Consider the following 25,422-nt stretch of genomic DNA (forward strand, 5'->3'; position numbering starts at 1 on the left):
GAAAAATGACTAGAGTGTCAGAAAATTCAACGACTCTTTCAATTAGGCATACGCTTAACAAGCACAAGTCTAAGATGGAAGACCTGCAAATGAAGGGAACGACTCTTAAGAGTATGCGTAAACCTTCAGATAATCCTGCAGCAAATATTGAAGCACTTCAAATCTCAAGTGTTACTAAAGATAATTCTCAATTTAAGCGAAATGCAGACTTTGCACTTCTTCAATTAAATATCACAGAGAAAGCTCTCGAAAATTTAACAGATATTCTTGGAAAGGCCAAAGAGATTGCAATTGCACAGTCTTCAGATATTTATAATGAAGATGTGAGAAATAACGTTGCAAACGAAGTACACCAACTTCGAAACCTTGCCCTATCGATTGCTAACAAACGAGTAGGACAGCGCTATATTTTCTCTGGCTTTAAAACTCTCGATACTCCATTTAATGAAAATGGTGAGTACAAGGGAGATAATGGTCATATCACTCTTGAAGTGGGTAAAGACTTCTTCGTTCAGGTTAACCTGCACGGCAAGGAAGTTTTCATGGCCGAATCAGAAACAGATTCACAAGTTAAGCATCCTCTGGAGAAATTTCCCGAGATGGCAGATTCACGAGAAAAAAGTAAAAATCGTGAAATTATGTCCGATGAAAATAACCGAGAGATTGCATCAGCACCAATCAGTGAAGATGCTGGAAAATATAAAGAATCGGCCAATATTTTTGGACTACTCGATTCTCTAGCTATCTCTCTAGAAAATAATGACCCTGATCAAATTCAAAATCTTTTAGAAAAATTTGATACAGCGGTAACACGTCTCGTTACATTGCGAACACGTGTAGGTTCAGTTGCAAGTTCAGTTATGGCCAACGTGAACTCGATTGAAGCAAATAATATCGACAATATGGAAAGAAAGAGCAAGCTCGTCGATGCAGATGTAACTGAGTTATTCTCAGACATCACGCGTCAACAAGAGATCTTAAAAACAGCGTACAAAACTTCCGAGGGGCTCTTAAACAAGAACCTATTGGACTTTCTACGCTAACACGCTGCTGCTACTTTTTTTTTATTTAGTTGATTTTTTACTTGATTTTTAAAGTTATGAATAATATATGAACCATTACCTGATGAATCAGGACGGTTCAAAATTGAGGATGTGAAATGCTGGTTTTAACAAGGAAGCTAGGGGAAAGTATAGCGATCGACGATCATATTAAGATTGTCGTTGTGCAAATTAAAGGCAAACAAGTTCGTCTTGGTATAAAGGCCCCAAAAGAAACGAAAATTCACCGCGAAGAAGTCTATAAAGCTATCCAGGAACAAAATTACGAAGCTTCCCAAGCTGGCCCAGAAAGTCTGAGTGACTTAACGGATGCGTTGCGCAACAAGAAATAAATTCCGCTTGCTCTTTTGCCCCTACGACTGCTAAAATCTGTTATCAAGTTCTTTAACTTGAATTCGGAGGAACGACAGTGAAAGTAAGCACAACACGATTTGGGGAATTAGAAGTAAACAATAAAGATATCATCAAGTTCGAAGAAGGTATTCTTGGTTTTGAAAACCTTAAGGATTTCTTTGTTGTTGATCCAGGCGATCAAACTCTAATCCTATGGCTACAATCAACTGATGACGGTGCAACAGCATTCCCAATCATTGAGCCAAAAATTTTTAAAGATGATTATTCAATAAGCCTACTACCGGCTGAGCTAAATAGCCTAAAACTAGAAAACCTTTCTAATGCAAGCGTTTATACAATCCTAACGATTCCTACGGATGTAACTCAAATGTCTGCAAACCTTAAGGCACCAATCATTATTAACAATGATTCACATAAAGCTCGTCAAATTGTTCTTCAAGACAACAAGCTTGAAGTTAAATTTGAAATGTACAATGCATTAAAAAAGTCGATCATGAATTTCCACTCTGATGATTCAGTTCGTACAAATGTAAGTGTTGCTACTGAGCCAACTGTTGTTGAGCAATCTTCTTCAACAGAAACTTCAGTTGATCACTCAGCAGAAGCTTAATTCAATTTCCCAAAAAAAAATCATATAAAAGAAAAGCACCAGTAATGGTGCTTTTTTTATTTTTAAATTTTAGATAATTTTAAAGAGTTGTTTCAGTTGCGTTCTTTGCAAAGTTTAAATACATTTGCGCTTCGCTATTAAGAGGATCAACAGAAATTACTTTTTCCCATTCACTTGTCGCACTTAGGATATCCCCTTTACCATAGTGTAGAACACCTAGAGCAATTCTACCTGGAAGATAGTCAGGTCTTTCATTCTTTAGATTTGATAGCTCTTCAAAAGATTTATTAACGAAGCCTTTCTTCGCATAAACCTTGGCCATCTTTACTCTAGCTTCTAGATTTGAAGGATCGAGCTTAAGAACCTTTCCATATTCAAATAATGCTTCATCGTAGCGATTATAAGTTAAATATAGATCAGCAAGTTCATAGTGCTTAATAGCAAATTTCCTATCGATATGATTATCGTTAAGTTCAGCACTCTTCGAGTTTACTTTAACTTTCTGAGAAGCAATCTGAAAAATCTTACTCGCCTCTTCATATTGACCAATATCATTGTAGAGAACTGATAAACTTACTGCCGCATCTGTATGATCCGGTCTTACTTCTAAAACCTTTTTAAAAGCTTTTATTGCTTTTGATATCTCACCTGTTAAGTGAAAAATATTAGCGATATTAAAAAGTGCATCAGCATCTTTAGCATCAATTTCTAAAAGCTCGTTATAGATTGAAATCGCTTTATTATATTCACGATTTTCAAAAGCGACTTTTGCCTTCTTTGATAATTTTTCTTGTTCAAAAGATTTCATCATGGTGAAAGTCCCCTATTCTAAACACTTTTTAACATCTTTCTTTAAATTAGAAAGATCTTTGTCTTTGTATAAGTAGCGATAATTTTTAAAAACTAATTCACATAGGTCTGGTCTAATACCTTTTAGACCAATAGTCACAAGGCGATCACTCGCAAGTCTTTTCACTTCATCATCGTTAAACTGTGCAAGTAATTGTTCATAACGGAAAGAAGCCGATTGCCAGTCTTTAGTTTTGTAATAAAAATTAGCAATATATAATTCTTTGTCCTTAATCATTTTATAACATTCATCAATCTTTTCTCTGGCATCTTTTAGATATTCGGATTGTGGATATAGGCTTCTTAATTCATTGAAGTACTTAATTGCTTGTTTCGCTGGAGTTAGGTCACGATCAAAAGTTGATGGCTTTTGCTTGTAATATGCTTCTGCAATTTTGAAAGTCACATAATCCATTTTAGGGTGCTTAGGATGGAAATCCTTAAACAATAAGTAAGCGGCTGCAGCTTCTTCATAATTTTCTTGTTTATAAAGAATATCTGCCTGCATTAGTTCTGCAGAAGTTGCATAGTAACTATATGGGTATTGAGATTTGATTTTATTAAGTTTTTCTAGCGCCATGATATAGCGTTCAGATTTTACTAATCTCTCTGCTTCTTTGTAGAGAACCTCTGCTTCAGTACTTCCTTGCGGACGATTAACTGCGCATGATGTCATCAGTAGAATAAATATGATTGAAATGAGTTTGTGCACATTGCCCCCTATAGAGGCAATTCTAGCACTTTCTAGCAAGGCCCGTCAAAGCTAATAACGCTCTTCGTATACGTCCTTAAGCATCTGATTTATAAGTAATTTTACTGCTGCCGCAAGAGGTATTGAAATGATCATTCCTGTGATCCCTAATAACTGTGAACCAAGGATAACACTAACAACAACAAGTACTGGGTGTAGGTCTACAATCTTCGATACTAGAAGTGGAAATACAATCGCAATATCAATAACGTTAGCGACTAAATAAAGGATAAGGGCTCCACCAAAGTGAGTTCCCATTCCATATTCAGCTGCGATGAAAATAAATGCAGGAATAGCACCAAATACTGGCCCTAAATAAGGAATAATATTTGTTACCGCAGCCAGTAAGCCGAATAAAAGAGAAAATCTAATATCGAGAAAAAATAAGCCCGTAAAAATTATTATTCCAAGAATACTGGCCTCAATTACTTTTGCTAAAATATAATCACCAATCTGGCGATTAAATTGAAACGATAGGTGATAAAGTTTTTCAAAGTACTTGTTTGGCAGAAGCCTTGTTATACGCTCTCTAAAATTTCTCATATCCTTCAATGTGAAAAATAAAAATAAAGGAACGATGAAAATCAACTCTAAAGCCGAGCCTAGATACTTTGGTACAAGTAGAACAAAAGCACTGAATTCATCTTTTATAAAATTCATTGATTGAAGAAGATATCCACTACTTAAGTGGTAGCCTGTTCGCTCCGCTACAAATGCCTGTAGTTGCGAATAGAGTGACTTAAGAAAGCTTTCTACTTTTGGAATATATACTTCTAGATTATTAACTTCGCTAACCATTAAAGGTGTTACCTTTACAATTGGATAGATTGTTAAAAAAAGAAGTAAAATAACAACAAGTGCTGACGATGCAGTTCGATTAATTCCAAACCTTTCAAAAAACAACAGAAGTGGATTTAGAATTAAGGTAAGTACATAACAAACTAAAAGTGGCGTTGCGACTCGCGGAAATACAAAGAAAAGTATCATCGAAAAGATGACAAATAATCCAAAAATAATGGCCCTTAGGCGATCATTACTAGTCATTCTTCGCGATCTCTTCTTTTAAATTAACAACTTCATCTTTAAGATGAGAATTTTCAACTTTAAGTTTTCTAATCTCACGGGCCAGGATATGAAGCTTCTTAACAACAAGCTCACTCATTGCTTGTAAAAATTTTGAAGACAATGCAGGTCTCTCAGAAATCATTAATTGAACATCAGGTTTAAAAATTCCTAGTAGCTCTAATGGTTCTACCGCAGTGGCCGTAACAGATCTCTTATGGCCATCTTCAAGTAGGCCAATCTCACCCATGTAATCTTTACGATCAAGATTCGTTACATGAAATTTCTTTCCGTTTCTCTCAGTTGATAGCTCAACTCGCCCTGAAACAATAATATAAAAACCTATACCGAAGTCACCTTCCTTGAAGATAACTTCACCTTTTTCATATGTTCTTCTGTGAAAATATTTGGCCAACTGGAATAATTCAAACTCCCCTAAACTTCTTAGGATAACAGTATCTCTTAATAAGTAAGGTATCGTTACCTTGTTACTTTTGATGAGAGGATTGATTGACCACAAAAACTTAATGAGATTAATATCGATGCGATCTTCTTTTGAATACTTTTCAGTCATATCCGGCCTTTAATAGAATTCAATATTTTCAGCTTTCACCCAGCCCTTAGCTTCGCTCGGCCAATAGATAAAAAACCAACTGTCATTTTTCTTTGAAGTGATGACTCTAAGTCCTTCCTTTGCAATTTGATTATGTTCAAATATTGAAGATGGCCCTTCATAGACATCAGTGTTCTTCATTACAATGGCATTTTTATAACTACCTTTCAAATACACATTGTTAAAAATTATTGGAGTTAATGCGATAAGAAAGCAGATAAAAATAATGGCCTTATGCAGCTTTGTCTTAAGATTCATTATTAAAGTAACAATCAAAAGAACCAACGATAAACTTACAAAATAAGTGCCAGGAATATCCATTGCTTTTGCAATGAAGTTACTATCCTGACTCACAAGGTCATATTGCGATTTAATATAATTGATATTATTAGTGACTAGTTTGTCTTGTTGACCTAGTTGATATGATTTTTCCAAGTTTAAACGGGCCGCACCAATATCTTCTAACTTGAGATATGCAGTGCCCAAATTATAGAAATATTGTGCGTCGACAAATAAATCTTTGTTCTTAATCAACAAATTCTTATAGCCCTCATAATCTTTATTTTTATAAAGGTCTTCTAATTCTTTTAGTGGATTTCCTGTGCTAGTATCTGACATAAACTTATTATCTAATTGGCTTGTAGCGTTTGCAAGTGAGTGATAATTCTACCACATAAAAAGAGGTTGGATATGGAATACGGCGTAAGAAATAACGAAATAAATGATCAGTTTGATAAACTATTTTCTTCAATTCTTAAAGAACAAAAAAACTTCATGGAAGTTCGTGGACCAGAAGAAGGTAAAAAGCACTTAGTTGAAGATACTTTAAAAATATATAATCAAGAAAGAGGGAAAGGTATTTACTTTAATTACGTTTCATCTGGACGTGGACATGGCCCTTTCTCAGAACTTATTGATGGTTCAGTTAAATATGATTTAATTGGTGGAATTGGACCGAATCTTCTTGGTCACTCTCACCCTATTTATATTAAAGCTCACCTAGAAGCAGCTCTTGGTGACACGGTAATGTGTGGAAACCTTCAACCATATCCACAGGCCATTGAGTTAACAAGTAATCTACTTAAAGCTGTAGAAGGTAGTAAGTTAAAGCATTTTTGGTTTACTGGTTCTGGAAGTTTTGCAAACGATCTTGCTCTTAAACTAGTTTGGCAAAAGAAAGACCCTGCTTACAGAGTAATTGCTTTTACTAAAGCATTTGCAGGACGTTCTGTAGCAACGCAAGATATCACTCATAATGCTAGTTACCGCCAAGGTATGCCAAAATCTCTTGATGTTGATCATGTTCCACACTTTGATCAAAACAACCCAGAAGAATCATTAAAAAATACTTTAGCTGCACTTGAAGAAGTAACAACAAAATACCCAAATCAACACTGTGCACTTATGTTAGAGATTATTCAGGGTGAAGGTGGATTTATCTTCGGTCCTAAAGAATATTATGAAGAGATTTTTAAATGGGCCAAAAAGAAAGGTATTTATATTTGGGTCGACGAAGTTCAAACTTTTGGGCGTACTCACGAGCTATTTGCTTTCCAAACAATGGGACTAGATCAATATGTTGATATTGTTTCTGTTGGTAAGGCCCTACAAGTATGTGGAGTACTTTTCAGTGAAGAACTAAACCCTAAACCAGGATTAATTGCTGGAACGTTTAACGGATCGGTTTCAGCGCTTTCAACTGGAAGTCGATTGATTAAATATTTAACTGAAGGAAATTTCTACGGTGAAAATGGAAGAATTAAAGAGCTTGAACATAAATTCATTTCTAAGCTTACTCACCTAATGAAAAATTCGTGCCAAGATAAAATTACTTATGTTGGTGGTATTGGAACAATGATCGCATTTGAAGTTGGTGACTCATCAACTGAAACAGTATCAAACTTCGTTAAAAAATTATTTGATAACGGAATAATTGCATTTATGGCAGGAAAAGAGCCAACTAGAGTTCGTTTACTACTGCCTCTAGCAATGACTGATGAACATATTGATGACATTATTACAATTATTGAATCAACCATACTTGAACAAATTAAATAGAAATAAATAGGAAGACTAGATGTTTAAGATTAGACCCGTAAGAGCAGATGACTTAGAAGACTTGTATGACCTTTCAGGTCTCTACACATTTATTAACCTTCCCCCAGACAAAGAAATTATCAGTTCAAAAATTGATAGTTCACTAAGATCTTTCAAACAAAAAAGCGATAATCTTTCTAAAGATCATTATATTTTTGTTCTGGAAGATCTTGAATCACAACGTGTCATTGGATGTTCTATGATTCACGCAAGACACGGTGATGAAGAAGAGCCACACTTCTACTTAAAAGTGGGACAAGAAAATAAGTTTTCAGAATCAATCAATACTGGCTTTATTCACGGTACCTTAAAGCTTGGATATGATACAGATGGGCCGACTGAAATTGGAGGCTTAATCCTAGATCCAACTTATCGTGGAAATCCTTTTAAACTAGGTAAAGTTCTTTCTTTCTGTCGCTTTCTTTATATGGGTCTTAATAGAGATCGATTTAAAGAAACAATACATTCGGAACTAATGCCACCGTTTGACGCTGACGGAAAGTCACCACTTTGGGAAGCGATTGGAAGACGCTTTCTAAACATGGAGTATCATGACGCTGATGTTCTTAGTAGAAAGAACAAAGAGTTTATTCTAAGCCTATTTCCTTCTGGAACAATCTACGAAACACTCTTACCTATTGAAGCAAGAGATGCTGTAGGTAAAGTTGGTGCAGACACTGAACCTGTTAAAAGAATGCTTGAATCAATAGGATTTAAATACACTCATGAAGTCGACCCATTCGATGGGGGCCCTCACTATCGTTGTCAACTCGACGACATCAAACCAGTAAGAACAATTCAACAAGCGCAAATCAAGAAAGGTAAAACAAGTTCACCTAAGTTTTACTTAGTCCTTTTGGACAATGAAGAATTTGAAGTTGTTTGTCTAAAAGGTAGTTTAAATAATGATATACTAACTGTAGAAGAACCATCTTCATTTGGATTAGATGATGGTGCAGTTAAAACAATAATGGCGATCTAGGAGAAAAAATGTTTCAACTAAAAGGATCTTTTTATAATAACGAATTTGTTAAGTTTGATGACTCGGCAAATTTGAGAAATGACAGAACTATTTCACGTGAATGTCCAAGTGATACTACGAAAACACTTTGGAACTTAAACGTAAATTATGCACATATTGATGAGCTTATTGATTCTGCTCACAAAGGATTTCAAACTTGGAGAAATACTTCAATTGAAGAAAGGATTGAAGCTCTAAGAAGATATCAGGAAGTTCTTAAAACGAAACAAGAACAAATTGCGACAGCAATTGCACTTGAAGTAGGCAAGCCACTCTGGGAAGCAAGAACTGAAGCTGCTGCTTTAATTGCAAAAGTAGATGTTACGATATCAGCATCTCTTCCTAGAATCGAAACTAAAAATATGGAAGGAATTGCACCTGGTACAAATGCACATATTTACTTCAAGCCAGTTGGACCAAGCTTCATCATCGGTCCTTTTAACTTTCCATGTCACTTAGCAAACGGACAAATTACAGCAAACTTAATCTCTGGTAACTCAATTATTTTTAAGCCAAGTGAGAAGACATGCTACTCAGCACAATTAATGTTTGAGTGTCTTGCTGAAGCGAAGTTTCCAATGGGTGTCGTAAACCTTGTACAAGGTGACGGAGAAGTAGCCAGAAGAATTATCAAAGATAAAAGAATTAAGGGTATCTTCTTTACTGGTTCAAAAGAAGTTGGTCAAAAGATTCTTGAAACAACTCATACTGATCTTTCTAAGTTAGTGTCACTTGAGCTCGGTGGAAAAAATACATCTATTATCGATGAAACAGCTGACCTTGATTATGCTATTGAAGAGCTACTTACAGGATCATACTTAACAGCTGGACAGCGTTGTACTTCAACTGGACTAGTTGCAATTCATGATTCAATCAAAGATGAATTCGTCTCTCGCTTTCATGATCTAGCAAAGAGAATTATTGTCGACCACCCAATTGACCACAAGGTTGAACCATTTATGGGCCCTCTAATCGATCAAGCTTCACTAGATCAGTATCTACTATTTATGGGCATGGCAAAAAGAGAAGGCTTACAAGAAGTAATGCGTGGAAAGCAATTAGAGAGAGAAACTCCAGGTTACTATGTTTCTCCGTCAATACACTATGCTGATAAGTTAATTCCAAAGAGTCACTTCCTTGCAAATGAGATCTTTGGTCCTAACGTTACATTTGTTGGTTATAGTGATTTTGATGAAGCGATTAATATTGCAAACTCAACAGAGTATGGACTAGCCGCTTCAGTATTCACGAAAGATCATGCACGTTTTAAACACGCTGTTAATAACATTGATGCTGGTTTAGTAAACCTTAATCGCGCAACAGTTGGAGCACACTCTAAACTTCCATTTGGTGGTGTAAAAAACTCTGGGAACTATCGTCCAGCAGCAGTTGCTACTGTTGATCACTGTGTATACCAACTTGCTACACTCGAGATTGATTCTCCAAGTGCAAGCGGGAATATTAAAGGCCTAGCTGATTAATAATGTTTCTTATTAACGAGGACGCCTGTCGAAGAATTCTTTGACAGGTCTCTTCGGTTCTTTCTTTCTTGCTCAAGATCGACTACCGAATTCTTTGCATATAAATCTAAAACTTCACGACTCTTTAATCTCGTATATACGGCCTTAAATTTCTCTTTCTGATCAAGAATAAAAGTACTCGTTTCAACAGGCTTAGCACCAGGATGCACTTTTCCTGCTTCAAATTTAACCTTAGTCACAAATTGATTAATAAACTGATCAACACGAGGACCAGTAACAATCTCTTCATCAGCTTGAATTGAAGGGGTATCAGAAGCTTCAAAGCGCTCAGGAAAGGGAATAACCTTAGCAAGGCCATGTGGTGAATAAGAAATTTTATCACCGCGATTATGACCTAGTAATAAATCCGTAAGTGCATCTTTTGCAGACGCATCACCAAGAGTCGTTAAATCAGAGACCTCCTCTGGTGTTAACACTCTTAATAAATTACGAATAAGGTTATTTTGAGTCATCATAGTCGTTATTTTACCTCAATATCTGAGTATGCTTGTCGGTTTTTGAAAAAAAAAATTTAGTAATTTTAATTGAGATTCAATAAATTCAAGCACTTACTAAAAACTAAATATTTTTCCCATAAAAGAAAATATTTACAATTTGAAAAAACGAGTTTATAAAATTAACTACTTAAGATTGCTGGGATGTGGCGCAGCGGTAGCGCAGTAGACTGTTAATCTATTGGTCGCGAGTTCGAATCTCGCCATCCCAGCCATTCTTTTGTATCCGCTTTAAATCCCCCAAATATTCATATTAAACGAATTAACATCATAAGAATTTATCTTATCTTGATATAGTGTTATATCTGTAATGAATTTTTACTTACGGATTTATTATGAACACTTTTAATCATTTCATTGAAAACAACAATGCCTTTAAAGAATCATACCTAGAAGGTTTAGCACTATATCGTGAAGATGCTTCTGCGAACGAAGATGAAAATGAGCTTCTCTCACAAAGGTTTCAAAGCTTTTATAAAGAGGCCATCTTTTCGGATAAGCTTAATGACTACTCCAACCTTAATTTCTATTGGTTCAATCTAATAGAGGCACTTATTGAGATCATTTCTTATCATAGCGAATTTGAAGTTGGTGGTGAATTCGAAATGAGTGAATCTGAAGATGCAATTTTTAACTTCTGGCATGACAGTAACTTGGCCAAAGTTTTTTTAAATTCATTAAATGATTCAAAAGACCTGTTAGCTGAGTCCAAAAAACTAGTAACAATTTTAGAAGAGAATATTATTGCTTTCTTCAAGATTCACATTGATGAGAATATTGACAGCGAATTAACTTATTTGAATGTACCTGAACTCGGTGATGATAATTTATCAGCTTATCAAAATGGTCAAAGAATTATTTTTGATAATTTAGAAGATAAGGTTTTGGCAAAGCTGAATAGCTCATCACAAAAGAAGCCAGCAATTATTTCTAAAATAGATGATTTAAATATAATTTTCTATTCCGAATTAGAAGAAACAGCTCAGGAGATGACGATAAAAATTGAAAAAGCTTATCGTCGCCTTCAAAAATACACACCAGAGCTTTTTGAAGTATTCAAAGAGTTTACACAAAACATTATTCCAATTCGAGAAAAAGGAATAGTTAGCTACTCAATGCAAACTCTTCCTGGATACTCGTCAATTAACACATATGATCGCGATGATATGGACTTAATGGATGATCTACTTCATGAAAATGGTCACCACGTTTTAAACAGCTATCTTAATCAAGAGGAGCTTTTAGAAGAGCTTGAAGAAAAAATATACTACAGTCCATGGAGACGCGCCCTAAGGCCTATTAGGGGCATTTATCACGCTTATATGACGTTTTATTGGGCCCTTGAACTATTCTCATCACTTTCACGACTTGAAGAACATGATTTCTCTAATGCTGAGTTTAGCAAGATTCAAGAACGTGCTATTGAAGAATACTATATGCTTCAATTCTGTGAACTAGATCTAGAGAAAGCCTACAGAGAAGAGATCATCTCTCCTGAAGGATATGAAGTATATTTACAATTCAAATCAATGGTTAATTCTCACAGGGATCATATATTTGCTCTACAGAAGAGCTTAAATTCTAGTGCTGTAGAAGAACTTAAAAATGAACTTCTAACAGCACGAAATGAATATTATTAATTATAATTTTGAAATTTTTGATTTTAGTGCCTGCATCTCATTTGCGGGCATTAACTCACCTTGAGAAGTTGCTATTGGCATCCCCTTCTCAATAACACTTAAACAATCATCATATTTTTTTTGTTTAAATAAAATCTTTGATTTAAGAAGATACGCAACTGAGTACTTAGGATTTTCATTTAAGACAATCTCAATATGCCCCATGGCCTTATCAAACTTATCATTACTAAAATGAATATCGGCTAGGCCATAGTTGGCAACGACATCATTTTCGTCAATGGCCAAAACTTTATTAAACATATCAAAACGTCGAGCTCTGTCTTCTTTTTCCGCACGCTCACGCTCTTCCTGTTCTTTCTTAAATTTAGCCTCATCACCAAATCGCTTGAATGAAGCAACTGTCGCAAGAGACTTCTCTTCCTCAGCTTCTTCAATCTTACCTAACTTCATCAGATAGAGAGACTTGTTTGTGTGGGCCATAACAGAATTTTCATCAACTTTTAGGAGTTGATCCATTACATCAATGGCCTTCTGATGATCACCACTATTACCTAAAATAACGCCCTTTGATTCATAGGCATCAGCATAATGGGGATTGAAGCTTATTACCATATCAAGTAATTCGATAGCTTTTTCGACTTCTTTCTTATGGTATAGACTTACCGCCTTATTAAAAAACACTTCACTTAAACCATCCGCAGATAAATTCTCTATCGGATATGTTTTGATCTTCATGTTAGAATCGATATCAAGATCATTGATTAAGAAATCACGAGGTGCTTTAACACTATAAAAGAACATACCTTGCTCTTCATATGAACTAAGAATTTTTAACTTTTTTCCTTCTGCACTTAACTCATCACCCTCAAGTTTGATTCTTGATTCAACTAAAACAGGAAAGCGAGCAGCTCCACGACGAGATTCTATTTTAGCAGCAGTTTCCTGTCCTAAAAAACAACCTTTCTTATAGCTTACAGCGTACTCATTCAATCTCGTTTCATTCACGAGATCCTTTTGAGTAATATTTAAGTTAAAAGTTGGCCAAGCTGATAATGTAATAAGCTTATCTAATATTTCTTTAGAAATAGTTGATTCAACTGCCTTATCAGTTAAACCAATATAAGCCTGTCCATCAAATATAGTTATTGGGACAAAGTCGTCTTTCTTATGTGTTGAAATAGTTGCGACTTTGTTTACTTCTTTAATTTCGATGTCTTCCATAATGATGAACTTCTCAAGCTCTTCTATCGTGGCCTGAGCAAGATCATTATTAACAACAAGGTAGTATCTATCTGCATTATTAATTAAGTAGAAAAAAGAATAAACTCGACCTGTACGATCTAAGCGACAGGCCAGAGAGGCCCTATTTACAACTTCATTTAAGTCAACAGTTAACTGACGCTGAAGATAGTCCTTCGTCTCGTTACCAATAAATGCATAGACCTTATGATCTTCAAATGAAAATTGATTATCATAAAAAAAGAAATTAGTTAAAACTTGAGCGGTCATTAACTAAACACTAAAGCTTTCACCACAACCACAAGTATTCTTTGCATTTGGGTTTTCAAAAACAAAACCTTTACCATTAAGGCCGTCTTTAAAATCTAAAGTAATACCACTTAAGTAGATCGATGACTTTGGATCCACGAGAATCTTTACACCATCTAGTTCAATAATATTGTCTGACTCTTTAGGAGCATCAAAATCAATATTATAAGAAAGACCTGAACAACCTCCACCAATAACTCCAAGGCGTAAGCCGAAGTCTTGAGTCGATCGATCCTCACTTTTGAAAATATTTTTTATTTGCGCAACTGCTTTTGGCGTCACATTTAATAACTCGTTCATATAAACCTCTAATATTACGTAGGTAATAATGACCAATAACTGAATTATATCACATTGATGATATACTTTATATAGGAGCAAGAAACAATGTCTATCTCATTGATTATTAAGAGCGGTGAAAATAAAGCAAAGGTTCTTATTAAACCTAAATTAAGCTTTGGACGCTCTAAGTCGTCTGTTGATATTTCAATCGATGACTCTAAAATTTCATCAAAACATCTAGAAATTACTTATCAAAATAAGGAAATAATTGTTAAGGATCTAGGATCGACAAACGGTACCTATATTAACAATAAAAAATTAATAGATGAGCAGCGTCTCTATATTTATGAAACGGTACGTATTGGAAATTGTATCATCTGTATTGATCTAAACGACTTAACTGATATTGAGTATAAATTTCTAACAAAGCCAGTAGACGCTAATGAGATCTCTCATGATAGTACTCAAACATCTACTGTGCTATCTGATCAAACCGGATTTTTGGCCCTAAACCAATTATCTCTTGAAAAACAGAAGTTAAGGGCCGAAATTAATAAGAAACAGCCTATTCAAAAAATTAGAAAGAAAGTCGCAAAAAAGAAAAAACCTGAGCCAGAAGACAAAACTGTCATGACTAAGATTTTAAAATTCTTTAAGTAAACCTTCTTAATCTTTTTTTGGTACCCAAGGAATATCTTGAATATTTTCATGCTTGTTTAAAAATCTAGCAACGATAAAGAAATAATCCGATAGTCGATTTAGATACTCTAAATCTATTGGATCTACATCCCCAAGCTCCACGGCCTCCCTTTCAACTTGGCGTGTTTTTGTGCGACAAATATGAACATTAGAGGCAGCAACACTTCCACCAGGAAGTATGAAATATTTTAAAGGATCTACTACAGAATCAAAATAATCGATTTCTCCTTCTAAATGAAGGATATCTTCAATACTTAATTTCGGTAATTTAAAATTATCTCGGTCCTCTCTAAGCGTTGCGAAGTTAGAACCGAGAACAAAAAGATTTTCTTGAATTGATTTAAAAGTATTTTTTACTCTCGAAACATCGATGTAACAGAGCGATAGACCTACATAGCTATTAAGCTCATCAAGATTTCCATAAAGATTTATACGAGCACTTGCTTTAGATACTCGTTGACCACCAACAAGACTAGTCTCACCTTTATCACCTGTACGAGTGTAGATCTTCGACTTCTTCATTACATATTCCTTCTGTACTTCCCACCAATTTCATAAAGAAGATTAGTGATTTGTCCAAGAGAACAATAATTAACTGTTTCAATAAGTTCAGCAAAAATATTTCCACCAGATAAAGCAACTGCTCTTAGTTTATTTAGTGCTTCATCAGATTTGTCAGCATTTCTAGATTTAAAATCATTTAAACGTGAAATCTGACCTTTCTTTTCTTCGTCACTACAACGTGAAAGTTCAATTTCTTGGTTTAACTGCTCATCAATATTGTCTGCAATATAAGTATTAACACCAATGATTGGAAGTTCACCAGTATCTTTTAGTGTCTCATAGTATAGAGACTCTTCTTGAATTTTTGATCTTTGATACATACTTTCCATTGCACCAAGAACACCACCCTTATCAGAAATTCTCTCAAATTCTGCTAAGATAGCTTCTTCAACAAGATCGGCTAACTCTTCAATTACGTAAGCTCCCTGCATAGGGTTGTCAGATTTATTTAAACCAAACTCGCGGTTAATAATCATCTGAATTGCCATTGCACGTCTTACAGACTCTTCAGTTGGTGTCGTAATCGCTTCATCATAAGCATTTGTATGTAGAGAGTTACAATTATCAGAAAGTGCAAGGTAAGCTTGTAGAGTCGTTCTAATATCATTGAAATCAATTTCTTGAGCGTGTAAAGAACGCCCTGAAGTTTGAATGTGATATTTAAATTTTTGAGACTTGTCATTTGCACCATATTTATCGCGCATTGTGATCGCCCAAATCTTTCTAGCAACACGTCCGATCACTGAGTATTCAGGATCAAGACCATTAGAGAAGAAGAAAGATAAGTTTTGAGAGAACTCATCAATATTTAATCCACGAGCTAAGTAGTACTCAACAAAAGTGAAACCGTTAGCAAGAGTGAAAGCAACTTGAGTAATTGGGTTCGCGCCAGCTTCTGCAATATGGTATCCCGAAATTGAAACCGTATAGTAATTTTTAATTTTCTGCTGACAGAAATACTCTTGAACATCTCCCATCATCTTAAGTGCAAACTCAAGAGAGAAGATACATGTGTTCTGTGCCTGATCTTCTTTTAGGATATCTGCTTGTACAGTACCTCTAATTTGTTGAAGAATTGCTAGGCGTTTTTCATTATCGTAATAATCCTCACCTTTTAACTTTTGTCTTAAAGCAGTGTTTAAGTAGAAAGCTAACATAATTGGTGCAGGGCCATTAATTGTCATTGATACAGATGTATATGGATCAGATAGATCAAAGCCATCAAATAGTAATTCCATATCTTCAACTGTCGCAATCGAAACTCCGGCTTCACCAATTTTACCAAAGATATCTGGACGAAGATCTGGATCTTCTCCGTAAAGAGTTACAGAGTCAAAAGCAGTTGAAAGACGTTTCGCTTTGTCATCTTTTGAAAGGTAGTGAAAACGCTTATTCGTTCTCGCTGGGCCACCTTCTCCTGCAAACATTCTCTTTGGATCTTCATCAGTACGCTTAAATGGAAAAATCCCTGCGCCGAATGGAAAGAAGCCTGGCATATTTACATCTCTAATGAAACGGTACTGATCAACTTTAGAAGAGAATCTTGGAGTTCCTACTTTTTGAATTTCTAATCCAGAAAGTGAAGTATATTTAGTTGCAACTTTAAACTCTCGATCACGTACGTGATAAGTGAAAGTTCCGTCTTGGTATTGCTTTAAAACTGATTGAAATTGTTCAATCTCTTTTTCAACATCTTCACCAAGCTCTGCTTTAAGCTCAGCAAGCTTTGCATCAACTTCGTTACTTGGAACAATTATACTTGTGATCTCAAGTGCTTCGATGTCACGAAGTTTTTCCATTCTAATTTCAGTTTCGTTATTATAGTCACGAGAAGCCTTAGCAATCTCTCTTAGGTATAATGATCTCTCTGCAGGAATAATTCTCGTCTTATCATTACTTGCACGATTTGCGATGATTCCTTCTAGAGGTGCTTGATCAAAGTCAAATGTTTGAGCAATGGCCTGAAATAAAGCATTTACACCAACATCATTAAACTTAGATGCCATTGTTCCAAAAATTGGTAGCTCTTCATCCGTCGGAGAACCTGGATGACCAGCAAACAGTTGATGATTGCGGCGATATTGCTTTCTAATATCTCTCATTGAATCTTCTGAACGAGGCTTTTCAAACTTGTTTAGAACTACAAAGTCAGCCTGTTCAAGCATCTCAATTTTTTCAAGTTGAGTTGCAGCACCATACTCAGGAGTCATTACATATACACACTTATCTGAGATCTTTGTAATCTCATCAGAAGCCTGACCAATACCTGAAGTTTCAACGATAATTAAATCGAAATCTTGTTCCTTTAAAAAGTTAACAGTCTTTTTAATTTGAGGAGAAAGCTCTGTACCAGAGTCACGAGTTGCCAGTGATCTAATATAGAAGTTTTCAAAATTAGCAGAACCAAGTCTAATACGGTCACCTAAAAGAGCACCTTGAGTTTTCTTCTTAGTTGGGTCAACTGAAATAAGTGCAACTTTCTTTTCTGGATAAAAGCGGTGAAATCTTAAAAGTGTTTCATCAATTAAAGATGACTTACCAGCACCACCTGTCCCCGTGATACCAAGAACTGGAATATTTTTATTTGAAGAAGGAATTTCAATATCGGCCCCATCTTCAATAGCAGTAATTACTTTTGCTAATTGAGTCTTTGGTAGATCCTTTGCTTTTGCATCAAGAGTGAAGCCATCAAGTGTTGAGTGAGTAGCTCTCTCAATCATATCGTCAATAATTCCCTCAAGCCCTAATTTCATCCCGTCTTCAGGAGAATAGATTCTTGTGATACCTTTTTCGTGCAGGGCCTTAATTTCTTTTGGAGTGATTACACCACCACCGCCGCCAAAAATACGAACGTTAGTTGCCCCAGCTTCATCTAAAAGCTCACGTACATAAGCAAAGTATTCATTATGCCCACCTTGATAAGAACTCAAGGCAACAGCATTTGCGTCTTCGTGTAAAACAGCATCAACAACCTCTTGTGCAGAACGGTTGTGTCCAAGGTGAATAACTTCCACACCTTTTGACTGAAGAAGCCTTCTCATAATATTTATTGATACATCATGGCCATCAAATAAACTGGCCGCTGTGACAAATCTTAATTTTCTCACTCTAAACCTCTGAAATCACGTCAGGTAAAAACAATTATTTACCCAAGCTTTTTATCATTCAATATTGCTAAAGGACTATACCTAATGTATTTTAATCAGGCAAAAATCCCTTTTATGATGCGTTGAAATACGTTAAAATACTGCTAATTAACTTAGTATTAGGAATTGCTAATGAGCGAAGATGTTAAATTTTTAGTGGAGAATCCTTACCACTCGGCACGCTTTAAGCCAGCGAGAAAAGGTAAGAAGGGCCCTAAGCTACTAGCTGTTGTTCACCAGTCAGGATGTACAGGATGTGAAATCTGTATCCAAGGTTGTCCAGTAGACTCAATTGAACTAGTACCTGGTCCAAATCCAAATAACCCACAATTCAATCAAACAGTTGAGATCGACCTAGCTAGATGTATTGGTTGTCAAAACTGCTCTCAAGACTGTCCTTGGGAAACGATTACAATGTATGAGCACAATGATGCTTTTGCAATTTGGGGACGTGAAACTCTTAAGTCAGAACTCTATGTTTCAGAAGAGTCTCTTAACGAGCTACACAGCGAATTTGGAATTACAAAAGAAAAACCAAGTGAAGAAACAAATACAGAAGAAGAGAGTGCTTAGGCCTAGGCTTTAGCACTCTTTTTATTTCCACGAACTTCAGTTAAAAAATAATCAACAATATATATACCTGCTGCTACAGATATTGAAGCATCTGCCACGTTGAAAGCAGCAAAGTGCCATCCCTTATAATAGAAATCAAACATATCGACGACGTAATCTAATGAGATACGATCAATAAGATTTCCAACAGCTCCAGCGAAGATCATTGAATAAGCTAAACAAAGCATATAACTTTTCTTTCTTGAGTCCCAGATTAAATAAACAAACCAAAGACATGCAATTACCGGCAGGATTTTAAAAAGAATCATTCTAACTACGTCAGGAAACTCACTCCCCATTCCAAAAGCTACACCAGGATTCTTCACATAAGTAAGATTAAAGAAGCCAGGAATAACTGTTAATGTTTCCCCTAGCTTAAAACTAGATTGAATTGCTCCCTTAGAAAATTGATCCAAGAAAAGAATTCCAACAATAAGTAATGTCATTTGCCAAATTCGATTCATTTATAAAATTCCTTAGGGTTAATCTCGTACTTTTCAATCTTTCTAAGAAGTGTCTTCTTAGGAATATTTGCTTTCAATGCTGTTTGATTAATCTTTCCATTATTAATTTTTAAAGCCTGGATGATAAATTCTTTTTCAAAAATATCTTTAGCTTGTGAAAAATTAAGCCTTAGCTCACCGTCAACTTCATTAGTTGCAAAAACAAATTGATAACCTTGTGCACTTGCAATTAATTGTTCATCTTGTCCCGCATCTGTAAGAACAGAGTCCTTAATTTCATCGTAATCAATAATAGCTTGAGATTCTTCGACAAGATTTTCAACTGTAACTGATTTTCTTATCTTATCTGGTAAAGAGCTGGCTTTGATAATATCGCCACTTTCAATAATGAAAGCATGCTCGATAACATTTCTAAGCTCACGAATATTACCTGGCCAATCATGACCTTGCATAATCTTCATTGCTTCTTCATCAAGTCCACTAATTTCTAGATTATGAACATTATTAAAATACTTAACGTAGTATTCAACAAGATGAGGAATATCTGAGTTTCTCTCTCTTAACGGAGGAAGATATACTGGAAGAACATTTAAACGGTAGAATAAGTCTTCTCTAAATGTTCCTTCTTCAATCATCTTTTCAAATGGTTTGTGTGAAGCTGCAATTACACGAACATCAGCTTTAATCTCTCTATTTGAACCTACAGGAGTGAAGGTACCTTCTTGAAGAACGCGAAGTAGTTTAACTTGCATCGTTGGTGAAACATCACCGATCTCATCTAAGAAAAGAGTTCCACCATCAGCAAATTGAAACTTACCGATTTTTCTTTCGTTAGCACCAGTAAACGCACCTTTTTCGTGACCAAATAATTCTGACTCTATTAAGTTTTCAGGAATAGCTGCCAAGTTAATCGTTACAAATTTTTCATCTTTTCTTGGACCATTATAGTGAATTGCACGAGCAACAAGCTCTTTACCTGTACCAGACTCACCTCGAATTAAAACCGGAGTGTTTACTTGCGCAAGCTTTCCAATAACATTGAAAACCTTCTGCATAACATCTGATTCACCAACAAATTTATTTTTTGTATCACCAAGTGATAAAACTGGAGCCGAGAAACCAACTGTTTCAACAAGTGATCTTGCTTTAAGGGCACGCTTAATCAATGAAACAAGATTGTCTGAGCTGATCGGCTTTTCAAGGTAATTATAAGCGCCTTCTTTTACGACCTTTACTGCATCAGTAACATTTGAATACGCAGTTAAGATAATAACAATTACTGAAGGATCATGTTTCTTAATCTCTGTTAACGCTTCAATACCATCCATTTCAGGCATGTTCACGTCCATAACAACTAGATCATACTTAGTCTTATAAACAGCACTTAACGCCTCTTTCCCGTTGTCGGCAACATCAACTGCAAAGTGATGAAATTCCAACGCCTCTCTTACTGAGGTTTGTAAAACTTTATCATCATCGACAACTAAAACCTTATGCATATGCACTCCATTTATTTATTCAAAAATTTAATTAGAAAACTTGTTCCTTCTCCAAGTGATGAAGTTACAGAAATCTCACCACCATGAAGTTCTACGAAATATTTTACCAGATAAAGACCTAGACCGCTCCCCTTAATAATATGGGACGCATCATTTTTAACCCGATAAAACTTCTCAAATATATTATCGACATCGTCTTGGCCCATACCAACACCATTGTCTGAAATTTCAATATAGACCCAAGTATCATCGTCCCAAGTCTTTATATTAATTGTCTTACCTTCACCAGCATATTTAATCGAGTTTTCAACAATATTAGAAACAATACGATTAACGAGACTAACATCAATCTCAATTGGAAATAGTGGTCCGAGCTCTGTCTCAATTGACATCTCTTTTGAACGCGCCAGGTACATTAAGCTATTTACGCAATCTTCAATAATTTTATTAACATCCTTACTTTGAAGATTAAGAGAAATATTTCGAGACTCAACTTTTGTAAGGTCTAAAATTGAAGTGATAAAATTATTAAGTTCTTTTGTTGAATCAATAATAGTTTTTAGTCCATCGTGCATGTAGGTTTCACCACCACGATTTCTTTGCAGCATATTATCAGCAACACCTGCAATTTTGGCCACCGGTGTCTTCAGGTCGTGACTCATTAACGAGATAAAGTTTTGCTTTAAGTTTTCAACTCTCTTAAGTAGCTTTGTTTCTTCTTGAATCTTATAACGACGTTGATACTCACCAATCGCCCTAAATGGTACCCAAATATAGTAAACGACAAACACTGTTAATAAGATATGCGTAATATAAAGCCAAAGTCCAAAGAGTAAAAAGATTAAATATGAAAAGAGAACTGTTCCAACAATAATCCCAAACGTAATAAGAAGTCCTTTAGCTGGCTGAATTCTAGATATAACAATTGAAAGAATGACACCAATTAACATCGAAAGAATTTTAGTCACCCAAAGAGGTATTGAATAAATTAATTGATTCTCCATTAATGCTTTTGTCATATTGGCATGGATTTCTAATTTCGACGTTCTCTTCTGATCTTTATCAAATGGAGTCTTTGCATAATGTCTCAAATTCGAAATATAGGCAGGACCAATTAAAACAACTTTTCCATTAAAGTAGCCACTTGGAATATTTCCAACAACAACTCTGTGCACAGGTAGTTTTTCTAAGTGCTCTAGTGTTCGTAATGGATAACGAAATAAGCTGAAGCTAGCATCAGCTTCTGGCATATAGTAAGCACTCTTTAGCTTATTTAAAACAAGAGGTTCTTCATTATTAATTATTCGCCATTCATTAGCAGTCCAAAAATCAAGAGTTTCTTCTCCTGAAATATTCAGAACCATTCTTCTTACGACATCATCTTTAGCAAATAGCTTACTATCAATATTCACAACTGCTGGAGAATATCCTAAGTCTCTTAATTCTTGTGGAGGAAGACGCTCTCCCCAAGAATCTAATTCTGTCCCATAACGATAAAGTCCACCTTGCTTCATATAATCTTTAATTTCATCATGAAGCAATTGAAGAGACGCTGCCTCTCTTTCATTTAATGGAGCAGAGAGATCTCCAAAGAAATTTATAATTGCTGGTTTATCCTTTAAGACTTTCCTAAAAAGCTTTAGATAAGTTGTATAGGTATAAGGATAACTTTCGCCAAGAAACTCATCACTCTCTTCATCAATCTTAATGAGAACGATATTATCATCGTGAACTAGAGTCATATCTAACTTTAGTCTTAAATCATAAAAGATTGCTTCAATAGATTGAAACTTATACTGAAATAAAACAGACAAGAAGACGACTGTAAAAAGCGCTGGGTAATATTTTGTAAAATCTAATTCTCTGAAGTACTTAAAAAAGTTCTTCATAGTAACTCACTTTGATGAAATCGCTCATCCATAGCATCTGGAGTACGTAGAATTGACCACATTGTTGTTGAGGCGACATTAAAATGCACAACATTAATCATCGCATTCTCAAGGTAAATTACCTTCTGAGCAACTCCTCTCATATCGACACTCTCATTCTTTTTAAAGTGATATTCTTTAAAACTATTTGAAAGGCGATTAAATAATCTTCGAGGTACGACAAACATATAACGGAAAACGGCTTCAGCTCTTGCCAACTTGAACACCCAATTAAAAATCGTACGCCAAAATAAAAGAACCACTAAGATGTGAGTTAGTATCTTTGCATTAATTGTCTCATTGAAACTAAGTTCAGCCTCAAGATACTTATCCATTTCAGATGGCGATAAATTCTTTATGATAGCTGAGTTGATGATCACATAACCAGAACCAAGCAAGCTTCCCATCATAAAGAAAGGAGCATTTTTACTCTCAAAAAACTTCAATCTTCCCTTATTGCCCCTAAAGTGAAGTCCATTTATTTTATTAAAAATAGCCACATGTTCTTTGTTATCTAATCTTATTGGGTTTAGCTTAGACAGCACAATGGAAGGTATGATGTAAGTAAACGAAATTACATAGATTAATGTTGCCAATGCTACCGAACTCGAAATGTGGAGATTTGTACTGAAGACAATGAATCCACCGGCCAGGAAAAATACCTGAATAAAGACGATAAAAAGACTTAATAAATATGAAATTAATACACTAAACAAAATTTTGTCCCTATTTTTTTTACAAGATATTCTCTAATTATAGACCCAAATCCAAAATACGGCTATAAGTCATCTGAATCACAGATAGACAAAAGCAGATATATATGAAGCGATTGATATATAATTTCGCAGCGCACCTATTGTGGATTCCGTAATTGTGATACACAAGGCATTAACGTTTTAAATATAAGCAGAAGGGGTATTTTGAATGCATACTAAGCTACTTTTTGGTACAGCAGGTGTTCCTAATTCTACAGTTAAAAAGAACAATCCAGTAGAAGGTGTTAAAAGAATTCACGAACTTGGACTTGATTGTATGCAACTCGAGTTTGCACACGGCGTAAGAATGAAGGAAGAAGTTTCTTCAAATCTAAGAAAAGTATCATATGAGCTAGGCGTTCCATTAACTTCTCACGGCCCATACTATATCAATCTAAATGCTAGAGAGCAGGATAAAATTGATTCTTCTGTTGAAAGAATCATCCAAACAGCTAAGATTTCTGACCTTTGTGGTGCAGAATCAATGACTTTCCACGCAGCTTTCTACATGAAAGATTCTCCATATGATGTTTTCGACCTAGTTGAAAAGTCGATGAATGTAATCGAAGAAAGATTAAGCAGACTTGATATTGAGATTGAGCTTCGTCCAGAGCTTACAGGAAAGACTTCACAGTTTGGTTCTTTAGAAGAGCTTATCAGCCTAACTAAGAACGTAGACTCTTGTCGCCCATGTATGGACTTCTCTCACTTATATGCACGTACTAACCAGTACAACTCGGAAGAAGAGTTTGATGAAGTAATCAACAAACTTAAAGAAGAACTTGGTGAAGATTCAGTTAAAAATATGCACATCCATATTTCAGGTATTAGCACTAACTCTAAAGGTGATCTTAAACACCTTAACCTAGAGAAATCTGACTTTAACTGGAAAGATCTTTTAAAGTCTCTTAAGAAGAATGGTTGTGGTGGATACATGATCTGTAACTCACCAAACCTAGAAGACGATGCATTAATGCTTAAAAATTACTACAATTCACTATAAAAAAAAGCGGCTTTTAAGCCGCTTTTTTTATCTCTTCATAATCTTTAGTTTCGATATAAATATTTTCATCCATCATATAAACAACTAAGTCATCATGTGTTTGAAGAACTTCTTTTAGGCCATCATTAAGAGCCTTATCATAAAGTTTAAGTTCAAGAAAACTGCTTATTTTCAAGTCATTAATAAATGAAAGTCCTTGTGGAAAATCTATGAAAGTACCACCGATCCAGAGACGATAAGACTTTATTTCTGAAATATAATTTAGTTGATGAGCATTAGAGTTGGCACTTTCAGTTAAGTTGAAAGTTTCACCAACCAGTTTATCAAAAGAAAGATCTAATATTTTGCTACTTTTCACGACTTACTTATCGGTAAGTTCGAAGATATCTTAACGAGCGTCTGTTTCTTTAAACTCGTAAAAAGACTTCACATCACTGATATCTGAAATCAACCACTTATCATCCTTCTTAATAATAAGAGCAATCTTCTTAACAGAGATCGAAACATCTTGTTTTGTCTTACCATCAGTGGCCTCATCATCATAGGCCACTGAATAAGTGATTGAACACTCATCGCCCGAGCAGTTCTTATAGACAATCGAAAGTCTAGATTTCTTGAAATTAGACATTTCATTGAGCTTCTTCGCGTCCTCAGTTAGTGCCTGAGTATATTCTTCAAGTAATGTACCAGTAAGGTAATCTTTAAGCTCATCAACTTTAATTTCATCATTCAGTCTTTTCTCGATAAATGCAGTTAGCACTCCTTCAGGAGACTTATTTGAGTTACATGAAATAAAAAGTAATGCAATGATTAGATACTTAAACATTTA

General features: G+C 35.2%; 26 protein-coding genes and 1 tRNA gene. 11 read left to right on the plus strand and 16 right to left on the minus strand.

Features of this window, described 5'->3' with window-relative positions:
• The first annotated feature begins 5 nt into the window (after positions 1 to 5).
• From flgL to fliW, 3 genes are all read left to right on the plus strand, one after another.
• Positions 6 to 1,043 (plus strand): flagellar hook-associated protein FlgL, encoded by a 1,038-nt coding sequence (flgL, locus tag ACMAYS_RS13945; protein ID WP_103218683.1) that lies wholly within the window; start codon positions 6 to 8, stop codon positions 1,041 to 1,043.
• 116 nt (positions 1,044 to 1,159) lie between these two features.
• Positions 1,160 to 1,393 (plus strand): carbon storage regulator CsrA, encoded by a 234-nt coding sequence (csrA, locus tag ACMAYS_RS13950; RefSeq protein WP_021267493.1) that lies wholly within the window; start codon positions 1,160 to 1,162, stop codon positions 1,391 to 1,393.
• 77 nt (positions 1,394 to 1,470) lie between these two features.
• Entirely contained in the window at positions 1,471 to 2,025 is a 555-nt protein-coding gene (gene fliW, locus ACMAYS_RS13955; RefSeq protein WP_103218682.1) for a flagellar assembly protein FliW, read from the plus strand.
• 79 nt (positions 2,026 to 2,104) lie between these two features.
• Here the strand turns inward: fliW and ACMAYS_RS13960 are convergent, their stop codons facing one another.
• From ACMAYS_RS13960 to ACMAYS_RS13980, 5 genes are read right to left on the minus strand one after another with little or no spacing between them, the layout of a single operon-like run.
• Positions 2,105 to 2,836 carry a tetratricopeptide repeat protein gene (locus ACMAYS_RS13960; protein ID WP_103218681.1) on the minus strand — a complete coding sequence of 244 codons (732 nt, stop codon included), beginning with the start codon at positions 2,834 to 2,836 and terminating at the stop codon, positions 2,105 to 2,107.
• 12 nt (positions 2,837 to 2,848) lie between these two features.
• On the minus strand, positions 2,849 to 3,586 hold the full coding sequence (gene bamD, locus ACMAYS_RS13965) for an outer membrane protein assembly factor BamD (protein WP_103218680.1): 738 nt from the start codon (positions 3,584 to 3,586) through the stop codon (positions 2,849 to 2,851).
• 51 nt (positions 3,587 to 3,637) lie between these two features.
• Positions 3,638 to 4,669, minus strand: coding sequence for an AI-2E family transporter (locus ACMAYS_RS13970; protein ID WP_392994112.1), 1,032 nt, complete (start codon positions 4,667 to 4,669; stop codon positions 3,638 to 3,640).
• Complete coding sequence (locus ACMAYS_RS13975) at positions 4,662 to 5,261, minus strand: cyclic nucleotide-binding domain-containing protein (protein WP_103218678.1); 600 nt, start codon at positions 5,259 to 5,261, stop codon at positions 4,662 to 4,664. The genes ACMAYS_RS13970 and ACMAYS_RS13975 overlap by 8 nt, the downstream gene beginning before the upstream one ends.
• A gap of 9 nt (positions 5,262 to 5,270) precedes the next feature.
• The gene (locus tag ACMAYS_RS13980; RefSeq protein ID WP_103218677.1) at positions 5,271 to 5,918 is read right to left on the minus strand and encodes a tetratricopeptide repeat protein; all 648 of its coding nucleotides are present in this window, start codon (positions 5,916 to 5,918) and stop codon (positions 5,271 to 5,273) included.
• Between the two features lie 72 nt (positions 5,919 to 5,990).
• Here ACMAYS_RS13980 and ACMAYS_RS13985 point away from each other — a divergent pair, with 72 nt between their 5' ends.
• The 3 genes from ACMAYS_RS13985 to ACMAYS_RS13995 are packed head-to-tail and all read left to right on the plus strand — an operon-like array spanning position 5,991 to position 9,899.
• Positions 5,991 to 7,358 carry an aminotransferase class III-fold pyridoxal phosphate-dependent enzyme gene (locus ACMAYS_RS13985; RefSeq protein ID WP_103218676.1) on the plus strand — a complete coding sequence of 456 codons (1,368 nt, stop codon included), beginning with the start codon at positions 5,991 to 5,993 and terminating at the stop codon, positions 7,356 to 7,358.
• A gap of 19 nt (positions 7,359 to 7,377) precedes the next feature.
• Entirely contained in the window at positions 7,378 to 8,379 is a 1,002-nt protein-coding gene (locus ACMAYS_RS13990; protein ID WP_392994107.1) for an arginine N-succinyltransferase, read from the plus strand.
• 8 nt (positions 8,380 to 8,387) lie between these two features.
• Positions 8,388 to 9,899 (plus strand): aldehyde dehydrogenase family protein, encoded by a 1,512-nt coding sequence (locus ACMAYS_RS13995; protein ID WP_412463480.1) that lies wholly within the window; start codon positions 8,388 to 8,390, stop codon positions 9,897 to 9,899.
• Here ACMAYS_RS13995 and ACMAYS_RS14000 read toward each other — a convergent pair.
• On the minus strand, positions 9,896 to 10,414 hold the full coding sequence (locus ACMAYS_RS14000) for a hypothetical protein (RefSeq protein WP_103218673.1): 519 nt from the start codon (positions 10,412 to 10,414) through the stop codon (positions 9,896 to 9,898). The genes ACMAYS_RS13995 and ACMAYS_RS14000 overlap by 4 nt on opposite strands.
• A 179-nt stretch (positions 10,415 to 10,593) precedes the next feature.
• Here ACMAYS_RS14000 and ACMAYS_RS14005 point away from each other — a divergent pair.
• A tRNA-Asn gene (locus ACMAYS_RS14005) sits at positions 10,594 to 10,668 on the plus strand.
• A gap of 120 nt (positions 10,669 to 10,788) precedes the next feature.
• The gene (locus ACMAYS_RS14010; protein ID WP_412463481.1) at positions 10,789 to 12,093 is read left to right on the plus strand and encodes an aKG-HExxH-type peptide beta-hydroxylase; all 1,305 of its coding nucleotides are present in this window, start codon (positions 10,789 to 10,791) and stop codon (positions 12,091 to 12,093) included.
• Here ACMAYS_RS14010 and ACMAYS_RS14015 read toward each other — a convergent pair whose 3' ends face one another.
• Both ACMAYS_RS14015 and ACMAYS_RS14020 read right to left on the minus strand, forming a co-directional pair.
• Complete coding sequence (locus ACMAYS_RS14015) at positions 12,094 to 13,602, minus strand: CDC27 family protein (RefSeq protein ID WP_412463482.1); 1,509 nt, start codon at positions 13,600 to 13,602, stop codon at positions 12,094 to 12,096. It abuts the gene before it with no gap.
• Positions 13,603 to 13,605: 3 nt separating this feature from the next.
• Entirely contained in the window at positions 13,606 to 13,941 is a 336-nt protein-coding gene (locus ACMAYS_RS14020) for a HesB/IscA family protein (protein WP_392994099.1), read from the minus strand.
• 87 nt (positions 13,942 to 14,028) lie between these two features.
• Between ACMAYS_RS14020 and ACMAYS_RS14025 the strand changes: the two genes are divergently transcribed.
• Entirely contained in the window at positions 14,029 to 14,583 is a 555-nt protein-coding gene (locus tag ACMAYS_RS14025) for an FHA domain-containing protein (protein ID WP_392994097.1), read from the plus strand.
• Positions 14,584 to 14,589: 6 nt separating this feature from the next.
• On the opposite strand, the gene ACMAYS_RS14030 is transcribed toward ACMAYS_RS14025, so the two are convergent.
• Positions 14,590 to 15,144, minus strand: a complete 555-nt coding sequence (locus tag ACMAYS_RS14030) for a cob(I)yrinic acid a,c-diamide adenosyltransferase (RefSeq protein WP_103218668.1) — start codon at positions 15,142 to 15,144, stop codon at positions 14,590 to 14,592.
• Positions 15,144 to 18,293: a fused isobutyryl-CoA mutase/GTPase IcmF gene (icmF, locus tag ACMAYS_RS14035; protein WP_412463483.1), complete on the minus strand. Its 3,150-nt coding sequence runs from the start codon at positions 18,291 to 18,293 to the stop codon at positions 15,144 to 15,146. Before icmF ends, ACMAYS_RS14030 begins: the two co-directional genes overlap by 1 nt.
• Before the next feature lie 171 nt (positions 18,294 to 18,464).
• On the opposite strand from icmF, the gene ACMAYS_RS14040 reads away from it, so the two are divergent.
• Positions 18,465 to 18,905: an indolepyruvate ferredoxin oxidoreductase subunit alpha gene (locus tag ACMAYS_RS14040; RefSeq protein WP_103218667.1), complete on the plus strand. Its 441-nt coding sequence runs from the start codon at positions 18,465 to 18,467 to the stop codon at positions 18,903 to 18,905.
• A 2-nt stretch (positions 18,906 to 18,907) separates the two neighbouring features.
• On the opposite strand, the gene lspA is transcribed toward ACMAYS_RS14040, so the two are convergent.
• From lspA to ACMAYS_RS14060, 4 genes are read right to left on the minus strand one after another with little or no spacing between them, the layout of a single operon-like run.
• Positions 18,908 to 19,408 carry a signal peptidase II gene (gene lspA / locus ACMAYS_RS14045; protein WP_103218666.1) on the minus strand — a complete coding sequence of 167 codons (501 nt, stop codon included), beginning with the start codon at positions 19,406 to 19,408 and terminating at the stop codon, positions 18,908 to 18,910.
• Positions 19,405 to 20,907 carry a sigma-54-dependent transcriptional regulator gene (locus tag ACMAYS_RS14050; protein WP_103218665.1) on the minus strand — a complete coding sequence of 501 codons (1,503 nt, stop codon included), beginning with the start codon at positions 20,905 to 20,907 and terminating at the stop codon, positions 19,405 to 19,407. The genes lspA and ACMAYS_RS14050 overlap by 4 nt, the downstream gene beginning before the upstream one ends.
• 11 nt (positions 20,908 to 20,918) lie before the next feature.
• Positions 20,919 to 22,796: an ATP-binding protein gene (locus ACMAYS_RS14055; protein WP_103218664.1), complete on the minus strand. Its 1,878-nt coding sequence runs from the start codon at positions 22,794 to 22,796 to the stop codon at positions 20,919 to 20,921.
• The gene (locus ACMAYS_RS14060) at positions 22,793 to 23,281 is read right to left on the minus strand and encodes a hypothetical protein (RefSeq protein ID WP_392994085.1); all 489 of its coding nucleotides are present in this window, start codon (positions 23,279 to 23,281) and stop codon (positions 22,793 to 22,795) included. Before ACMAYS_RS14060 ends, ACMAYS_RS14055 begins: the two co-directional genes overlap by 4 nt.
• Before the next feature lie 478 nt (positions 23,282 to 23,759).
• Here ACMAYS_RS14060 and ACMAYS_RS14065 point away from each other — a divergent pair, with 478 nt between their 5' ends.
• Positions 23,760 to 24,593, plus strand: a complete 834-nt coding sequence (locus ACMAYS_RS14065; RefSeq protein WP_103218662.1) for a TIM barrel protein — start codon at positions 23,760 to 23,762, stop codon at positions 24,591 to 24,593.
• A gap of 13 nt (positions 24,594 to 24,606) precedes the next feature.
• Here the strand turns inward: ACMAYS_RS14065 and ACMAYS_RS14070 are convergent, their stop codons facing one another.
• Positions 24,607 to 24,951 (minus strand): hypothetical protein, encoded by a 345-nt coding sequence (locus ACMAYS_RS14070; protein ID WP_412463484.1) that lies wholly within the window; start codon positions 24,949 to 24,951, stop codon positions 24,607 to 24,609.
• Between the two features lie 30 nt (positions 24,952 to 24,981).
• Positions 24,982 to 25,419: a hypothetical protein gene (locus ACMAYS_RS14075; RefSeq protein WP_103218660.1), complete on the minus strand. Its 438-nt coding sequence runs from the start codon at positions 25,417 to 25,419 to the stop codon at positions 24,982 to 24,984.
• Positions 25,420 to 25,422: the final 3 nt, after the last annotated feature.

The organism is Halobacteriovorax sp. RT-2-6, from assembly GCF_047085025.1.
GTDB lineage: Bacteria > Bdellovibrionota > Bacteriovoracia > Bacteriovoracales > Bacteriovoracaceae > Halobacteriovorax_A.